Origin of the sequence: Verrucosispora sp. SN26_14.1 (assembly GCF_004307965.1) — a bacterium.
In the GTDB taxonomy this organism is placed as follows: Bacteria; Actinomycetota; Actinomycetes; order Mycobacteriales; family Micromonosporaceae; genus Micromonospora.
Genome location: NZ_SISL01000296.1, coordinates 1 through 7,592 on the forward strand (window position 1 = coordinate 1; position 7,592 = coordinate 7,592).

The following is a 7,592-nucleotide window of genomic DNA, read 5'->3' on the forward strand; positions in this document are numbered from 1 at the left end:
GGCCCGTGCCGTGCGGGCCGCCGGGGTGCTGCTCGCCGTCGAACTGGCGCAGGGCGTGATCGGCATCGTGCAGTACCTGACCAACCTGCCGGTGCTGCTGGTCGGCGCGCACATGCTCGGTTCCTGCCTGGTCTGGCTGTCGACGTTGGCGGTGCTCTGGTCGATCCGGGAGCGCCGCCCGGTGGACCCGGCGCCGGACGAGAGCGCCGTCCCGGCCGCGCAGCCGGTCTCCGCGCACGCCTGAGGCGACGACCCACCGGTTCCGGCCGACAGGTCACCGGCCGGAACCCGACGATCAGCCCATCCGGGCGATGATCGCCTCCGCGAGCCGCTCGGCGGCACCCTCGGCGTGCCCGAGGAACAGCGACGGCTCGGTCAACTCCAACTCCACCAGCACCGGTGCGCCGTCCGGGCCCGGGATCAGGTCCACCCGGGCGTAGAGCAGGCGCTCCGGGCCACCGGGCACGGCCGCGAGGGTCCGCTGCGCCACCGCGAGTTCGTCGGGTCCGGCGGTACGCGGGCTGATCTCCTCGGCCCGGTACAGGCCGCCCACCCCGAGGTCGGGCCCGGCGAGCATCGGGCCCTTGCGGATGGCGTGGCTGAACGCCGGCCCGTCCGGACCGGCGAAGTAGAGCAGCGCGGTCTCGCCGGCCGAGTCCACCGCGCGCAGGTACGGCTGGATCATGGCGACCCGGCCGGCCGCGCCCAGTCGGCGCACGTGGGCCACGGCGAGGTCCCGGTGTTCCGGGTCGGCCAGGTCGTAGCGGCCGGTGTCCTGGCTGCCCGCGCTGACCGAGGGCTTGATCACGTACTCCCCCGTGTCGGCGGGCGGTCGCCACTGCTCGCCGGGGAGCACCCAGGCGGTGGGCACCGTCGGCACACCGGCGGCGGACAGCTCGTCGAGGTAGCGCTTGTCGGTGTTCCAGCGCACCACGTCGGCCGGGTTGGCCAGCCGGGGCACCCGGGTCGCCCAGGCGACGAACTCGTCGCGGCGGGACATGTAGTCCCAGGGCGAGCGGAGCATCGCCAGGTCGTAGTCGGACCAGTCGACGGCCGGGTCGTCCCAGACGACCGGCTCGGCGGTGACCCCACGGGCGGCGAGCGGGCCGACCACGAGGCGGTCGTCCGGCTCCAGATCCGCCAGTTCGGTGCAGGTGACGAGAGCGACCCGGGGTTTCCCCCGGGTCGACTGGTGGTGGTTAGTCAATCTGTCTCTATCTCTATCTGTCTCTGGTGCGGATTGATCTAGCGGGCCATGGTGCGGCGGGCCATCGAACGCCAGAGGTCGTTGCTGGGCCGCATCTGGTCCATCAGCTCCCGCTCCCAGGCATTCTCCACGTCGACGCCGGCCGCCGCGCAGGCATCCCGGGCGACGCCGGTGTCCTCCGCGAACTGGTCGCCCCACGCACCGTCCGAACCCACCAGGACGATCCGCGCCCCACGCTTGCCGACGTACTCGATGACCGCCTTCGCCCCGCCGTGTCCGGCGGCGAACGACTTGATACCCGCGACCAGCCCGCTCGGGGCCGTGCCGGAGGCGGTCTGATCAGCCGTCAGCGTCGTATCGGAACCATCTGCCATAACGCGAAGCCTAAGCAGAGAGGCAAGCGAAAGTGCGAGAACCGGCGGGCTTTTGTGATACCGATTACCTGCTGGTTTACGACAGCACCCAGGAGTTTTGACCTAATTTATCCGGCCAAAACGCCCTAATCGACGCCGCAGATCGCCATCAATACCCTCGCTCACGGGCGGACGAGATTGATACCGAAGTCGCTGTCAATAGTCCGACAAAGCAGACAAATCGCATTCGCTCGCCCTTGCCCGATTGTTAGGAAGGGACCCTTCCTATACGCGAGGCGTTAGGAAGGGTCCCTTCCTTGCATCAGATCAGGGCGTCGAGCGCGGCGGCGGCGAAGACGATCGTCAGGTACGTGGTGGACCAGTGGAACAGCCGCATCGGCTTGACCGGCTCGCCCCGGCTGGCCCGACCGGCCAGCTTGTGCGACTCGACCAGGAAGATCGCGCCCACCACCAGCGTCGGCACGCCGTAGATCGGGCTCAGGCCCAGCGCCCAGACGGCCAGCGAGGTGAGCACCGTGAGCCAGGCGAACAACACGATCTCGGTGTTGACCCGCCGCACCGACGCCACCACCGGCAGCATCGGGATACCCGCCCGGGCGTAGTCGTCCTTGTACTTCATGGCCAGCGGATAGAAGTGCGGCATCTGCCAGAAGAAGACCACCGCGAACAACGCCCAGGCGATCGGCGACAGCGACCCGGTGACCGCCGCCCAACCGATCAGCACCGGAGCCGCCCCGCACGCGCCGCCCCAGAAGGTGTTCGCCGTGGTGGTCCGCTTGAGCCAGAGCGTGTAGACCACGTCGTAGTAGACGATGGCCGCCAGCGTCAGCCCGGCGGCGAGCAGGTTGGTGAAGGCCGCCATCAGCGCGACCGAGACCACCGCCAGCACCAGACCGAAGACCAGCGCGTTACGCGGCGTCACCGTGTGCGCCGGCAGCGGGCGACGCTTGGTGCGCCGCATCACCTGGTCGATGTCCCGGTCGATGTAGCAGTTCAGGACGCTGGCCGCACCCGCGGCGAGCGACCCGCCGACCAGCACCACCGCGACCAGCCACAGCGACGGCATGCCGCCGTGCGCGAGCATCATCGCCGGCACCGTGGTGACCAGCAGCAGCTCCACGATCCGCGGCTTGGTCAGCGTCACGTACGCCGCCACCACCGTCCGCAGGTCACGCGAACGGACCGGCACCTCCTCCGTGACGCGCACCGGCGTCTGCCCGGCAGGGTTGCTGACGGGGCGCTCGGTGATCATGCTCACGGATTGCCACCTTCCGGCTTCGGCAGGGGAGGTCACGACGGCGGGGACCCGTCTCGGGTCCACACACCGACCCACACACTACGCGTTGTCGTTTTGGCTGCCCGGGCGACCCGGAAACGGTGCGGGCCGTCACACCCGCGACTGAACCGCCGGGCGGAACGGAAACGTACAGACCAGCATGCTGAGATCCTCGGGCGCACGTTTAGCCGCGCTCGATAGGGTCACCTGTGAGGGTTCCGCCCATCTCGCCGAGGAGCACAAACCACCGTGGCTGCCAACCGACCTGCGCACCCCGCACTTGACTGGTCCGACCTCGACCGCCGTGCCGTGGACACCGTCCGCGTCCTGGCCATGGACGCCGTGGAGAAATCCGGCAACGGCCACCCGGGCACCGCGATGAGTCTCGCCCCCGCGGCGTACCTGCTGTTCAACCGGGTGATGCGACACAATCCCGCCGACCCGAACTGGCCCGGCCGGGACCGCTTCGTGCTCTCCGCCGGTCACTCCAGCCTGACGCTCTACATCCAGCTCTTCCTCGCCGGCTACCCGCTGAGCCTGGAGGACCTCAAGTCGCTGCGGCAGTGGGGCTCGCTCACTCCGGGTCACCCCGAGCACGGGCACACCCCGGGTGTGGAGACCACCACCGGCCCGCTCGGGCAGGGCCTGGGCAACGCCGTCGGCATGGCGATGGCGGCGCGCCGGGAGCGCGGCCTGTTCGACCCGGAGGCCGAGGCGGGCGAGTCCGCCTTCGACCACCACATCTGGTGCATCGCCTCCGACGGTGACATCGAGGAGGGCATCACCCACGAGGCCAGCGCGCTCGCGGGGCACCAGCAGCTGGGCAACCTCTGCGTGATCTACGACGACAACGAGATCTCGATCGAGGACGACACCCGGATCGCGCTGAGCGAGGACGTCGCGGCCCGCTACGAGGCGTACGGCTGGCACGTGCAGACGGTCGACTGGCGCACCGGCGACGCCGACCAGGGCGACTACCACGAGAACGTCGAGGAGCTGTACCAGGCGCTGCTGGCTGCCAAGGCCGAGACCGGCCGCCCGTCGTTCGTGCGGCTGCGCACCATCATCGGTTGGCCCGCGCCGAACAAGCAGAACACCGGCAAGATCCACGGCTCGGCGTTGGGCGCCGACGAGGTGGCCGCCACCAAGGAGATCCTCGGCTTCGACCCGGCCGGATCGTTCGAGGTCACCGAGGAACTGCTCGCCCACACCCGTAAGACGCTCGCCCGCGGCGACGCCGCCCAGCAGGAATGGACCACCGCCTTCGGCACCTGGTCCGAGGCCAACCCCGAGCGCCGCGCCCTCTACGACCGGCTGGCCGGGCGGATCCTGCCCGACGGCTGGACCGAGGCGCTGCCGGAGTTTCCCGCCGACGCCAAGGGCATCGCCACCCGGGCCGCCTCCGGCAAGGTCCTCGCCGCGCTCGCGCCGGTGCTGCCCGAGCTCTGGGGCGGCTCCGCCGACCTGGCGGAGAGCAACAACACCACGATGAAGGGCGAGCCCTCCTTCGTGCCCAGCCAGTTCGCGACCAAGGAGTTCCCCGGTCACGAGTACGGCCGGACGCTGCACTTCGGCATCCGCGAGCACGCCATGGGCGCCATCCTCAACGGCATCGCCCTGCACGGCGGCACCCGCCCGTACGGCGGCACGTTCCTGGTCTTCAGCGACTACATGCGTCCCGCCGTGCGGCTGGCCGCGCTGATGAAGCTGCCGGTGGTCTACGTCTGGACGCACGACTCGATCGGTCTCGGCGAGGACGGACCGACCCACCAGCCGGTGGAGCACCTGACCGCGCTGCGGGCCATCCCCGGCCTGGACGTGGTCCGGCCGGCCGACGCCAACGAGACGGCGTGGGCCTGGCGGCAGGCCCTGGAGCACACCGACCGGCCCACCGCGCTGGCACTGAGCCGGCAGGCGCTGCCCACGCTGGACCGGACGCAGGTCGCCGGGGCCGAGGGGACCGCCAAGGGCGGCTACGTGCTGGCCGAGGCGTCCAACGGCAAGCCTCAGGTGATCATCGTCGGTACCGGTTCCGAGGTGCAGCTCTGCCTGACCGCGCGGGAGCGGCTGGAGGCCGACGGCACCCCCACCCGGGTCGTCTCGATGCCCTGCCAGGAGTGGTTCTTCGCGCAGGACGAGGCGTACCGGGAGTCGGTGCTGCCGCGCGGGGTAAAGGCCCGGGTGAGCGTGGAGGCGGGCATCGCGATGTCCTGGCGGGCCATCGTCGGTGACTGCGGCGAGAGCGTCAGCCTGGAGCACTACGGCGCGAGCGCCCCGCACTCCGTGCTCTTCGAACAGTTCGGCTTCACCCCCGACCGGATCGTCGCCGCCGCGCACGCGGCGCTGACCCGGGTCGGTGACATCACCGGTTTCACGACCGGCAACTGAGGGAGGCGCGTGAATGACGACCGACAGGCTGGGTGAGCTCTCCGCCGCGCAGGTGGCGGTGTGGCTCGACGACCTTTCCCGGGTACGACTGAGCTCCGGCGGGCTCGACCAGCTCCGCCGGGAGAAGCACGTCGTCGGGGTGACCACCAACCCGACGATCTTCGCGAAGGCGTTGAGCGACGCCGACGAGTACGACTGGCAGCTTCGTGACCTGGCCACCCGGGGCGTCGAGGTGGAAGAGGCCGTCCGCATGCTCACCACGTACGACGTGCGGTGGGCCTGCGACGTGATGCGCCCGTCGTACGACGCCAGCGGTGGCGTCGACGGCCGGGTCTCCATCGAGGTGGACCCGCGCCTGGCCCACGAGAGCGCGAAGACGGTCGCCGAGGCCAAGGCGCTGTGGTGGCTGGTCGACCGGCCCAACCTCTTCATCAAGATCCCGGCGACCGAGGCCGGCCTGCCGGCGATCACCGCCGCGCTCGCCGAGGGGATCAGCGTGAACGTGACGCTGATCTTCGGGTTGGACCGCTACTCGCAGGTGATGGAGGCGTTCCTCGCCGGTCTGGAGCAGGCGAAGGCGAACGGGCACGACCTGTCCACGATCACGTCGGTGGCCTCGTTCTTCGTCTCCCGGGTCGACAGCGAGGTGGACAAGCGGCTGGAGAAGATCGGCTCGGAGCAGGCCAAGGCCCTGCGCGGCAAGGCGGCCGTGGCCAACGCCCGACTGGCCTACGAGCGGTACGCCGAGGTCTTCTCCGGTGACCGGTGGCAGGCGCTGGCCGCCGCCGGGGCGCACCCGCAGCGTCCGCTGTGGGCTTCCACCTCGACGAAGAACCCGGACTACCGGGACGTCATCTACGTCGAGGAACTGATCGCGCCGGGCACGGTCAACACCATGCCGGAGTCGGTCGTCCACGCGTACGCCGAGCACGGGGAGACCCGGCCGGACACGGTCACCGGCGCGTACGACGACGCCCGGCAGGTCTTCGCCGACCTCGGTGAGGTCGGTGTGGACCTGGCCGACGTGATCGACACGCTGGAGCGCGAGGGCGTCGAGAAGTTCGAGACGAGCTGGAACGAACTGCTCGACGGTGTCCGCAAGTCGCTCGACGCCGCCGGGCGGGGCAGCGGCCACCCGAGCGACGCCGCCAGCGACAACGCCGACGCCGCCGTGCGCGCCGGAGGCAATGCGTGACCCTGCGACCAGAAGTCCCCCGCGCCGCCGCCCCGTCCGGGTGGCGGCGTGGGTGACCTGCTGGCCGCACCCGCCGAGTCGGCGGGAGGTCTCACCGTGCACGGCGCACGGGCCGTGGACGGCAGCACCCCGGCCTCGACCCGGCAGGCTCTGGTCGACGCCGACGTCCCGGGCCGGCTGGCCGCCCAGGACCCACCCCTGTGGGATCCCCGGGCGGCGGCCGGCCGGGGCGACGGCGGGGCCGATCTACTCCCCCGCCTCGCCGAACTGGCGGCGGAACTGGCCGACCTCGACCACGTGGTGCTGCTCGGCATGGACGGCACCGCGCTCGCGGCGCAGGCCGTCGCCCGCACCACCGGTCACCCGCTGACCGTGCTCGACACCACCGACCCCGGCCGGATCCGGGCCGCCCTGGACGACCGGCTCGCCCGCACCGTCGTGGTCCTGACCGGCGCCGCCGAGGCGACGCCGGAGGTGGACGATCTCCGACGCGCCTACCGGCAGGCGTTCCTCGACGCGGGGCTGAGCGAGGCCGAGGCGGGTCGACACGTCGTGGTGGTCACCGAGCCGGGTTCACCGCTGGCGGCAGCCGCCGCCGAGTGGGAGGCGATCACCGTGCCCGCCGACCCGCCGGTGAGCGGAGGCTCCTCGGCGCTGAGCGCGTACGGGTTGGTGCCCTGCGCGCTGGCCGGCGTCCCGGTGGCCGACCTGCTCGACCAGGCCGACACGTTCGCGGCCTCGCTGTCGCGCCCACAGGACAACCCCGCCCTGACGCTCGGTGCCGCGCTGGCCGCCGCCGCGACGACGGGGCGGGACACGGTCGCGCTGGTCGCCGACGGCACCGGCGTCGAGGGACTGGGCGACTGGGTGGAGCACCTGCTCGCCGGTGCCACCGGCAAGGACGGCCAGGGCATCCTGCCGGTGGCGGTCGGGTCCCCGGACGAACCCGGCCTGACCGGGCCGGGCGTACTCACCGTCAGCTACGGCGGCGCGCTCGCCGCTCCGGCGGTGCCGACCTCCGACGTGGCGGTCAACGGCCCCCTCGGCGCGCACTTCCTGGCCTGGGAGTACGCCGCTGCCGTCGCCGCCACCGTGCTCGGTGTCGACCCGGCCGACCGGCCCTGGGTGCTCGACACCGGCAGCCCGATGTTC

The 7,592-nt window shown here is 71.5% G+C and carries 6 protein-coding genes and 1 pseudogene; 4 read left to right on the top strand and 3 right to left on the bottom strand.

All coding sequences use genetic code 11. From position 1 onward, the window contains the following. A pseudogene (locus EYA84_RS22160) lies at positions 1-244 on the top strand (heme A synthase); the annotation flags it as partial. Between the two features lie 51 nt (positions 245-295). Here the strand turns inward: EYA84_RS22160 and EYA84_RS22165 are convergent. The 3 genes from EYA84_RS22165 to EYA84_RS22175 all read right to left on the bottom strand — a co-directional run bounded on the left by EYA84_RS22165 (position 296) and on the right by EYA84_RS22175 (position 2,839). After that, positions 296-1,207, bottom strand: a complete 912-nt coding sequence (locus tag EYA84_RS22165; protein ID WP_131054969.1) for a RimK family alpha-L-glutamate ligase — start codon at positions 1,205-1,207, stop codon at positions 296-298. A 38-nt stretch (positions 1,208-1,245) separates the two neighbouring features. Continuing rightward, a complete protein-coding gene (locus EYA84_RS22170) occupies positions 1,246-1,581 on the bottom strand; it encodes a hypothetical protein (protein ID WP_131054970.1) in 336 nt (111 codons plus the stop codon). A 301-nt stretch (positions 1,582-1,882) separates the two neighbouring features. Then, positions 1,883-2,839 (bottom strand): heme o synthase, encoded by a 957-nt coding sequence (locus tag EYA84_RS22175; RefSeq protein ID WP_131054971.1) that lies wholly within the window; start codon positions 2,837-2,839, stop codon positions 1,883-1,885. Between the two features lie 267 nt (positions 2,840-3,106). On the opposite strand from EYA84_RS22175, the gene tkt reads away from it, so the two are divergent. From tkt to EYA84_RS22190, 3 genes are all read left to right on the top strand, one after another. After that, complete coding sequence (gene tkt / locus EYA84_RS22180) at positions 3,107-5,245, top strand: transketolase (protein ID WP_131054972.1); 2,139 nt, start codon at positions 3,107-3,109, stop codon at positions 5,243-5,245. 13 nt (positions 5,246-5,258) lie between these two features. Further along, positions 5,259-6,440, top strand: a complete 1,182-nt coding sequence (tal, locus tag EYA84_RS22185) for a transaldolase (protein ID WP_131054973.1) — start codon at positions 5,259-5,261, stop codon at positions 6,438-6,440. A 48-nt stretch (positions 6,441-6,488) separates the two neighbouring features. Beyond that, positions 6,489-7,592, top strand: a 1,104-nt coding sequence (locus EYA84_RS22190) for a glucose-6-phosphate isomerase (RefSeq protein WP_131054974.1), incomplete at its 3' end; no start/stop codon positions are given.

What these genes read in the sequence shown, in the direction of transcription:
- EYA84_RS22170 (WP_131054970.1), bottom strand. Translation starts at nt 1,581, where the DNA reads ATGGCAGATGGTTCCGATACGACGCTGACGGCTGATCAGACCGCCTCC.
- tal (WP_131054973.1), top strand. Translation starts at nt 5,259, where the DNA reads ATGACGACCGACAGGCTGGGTGAGCTCTCCGCCGCGCAGGTGGCGGTG.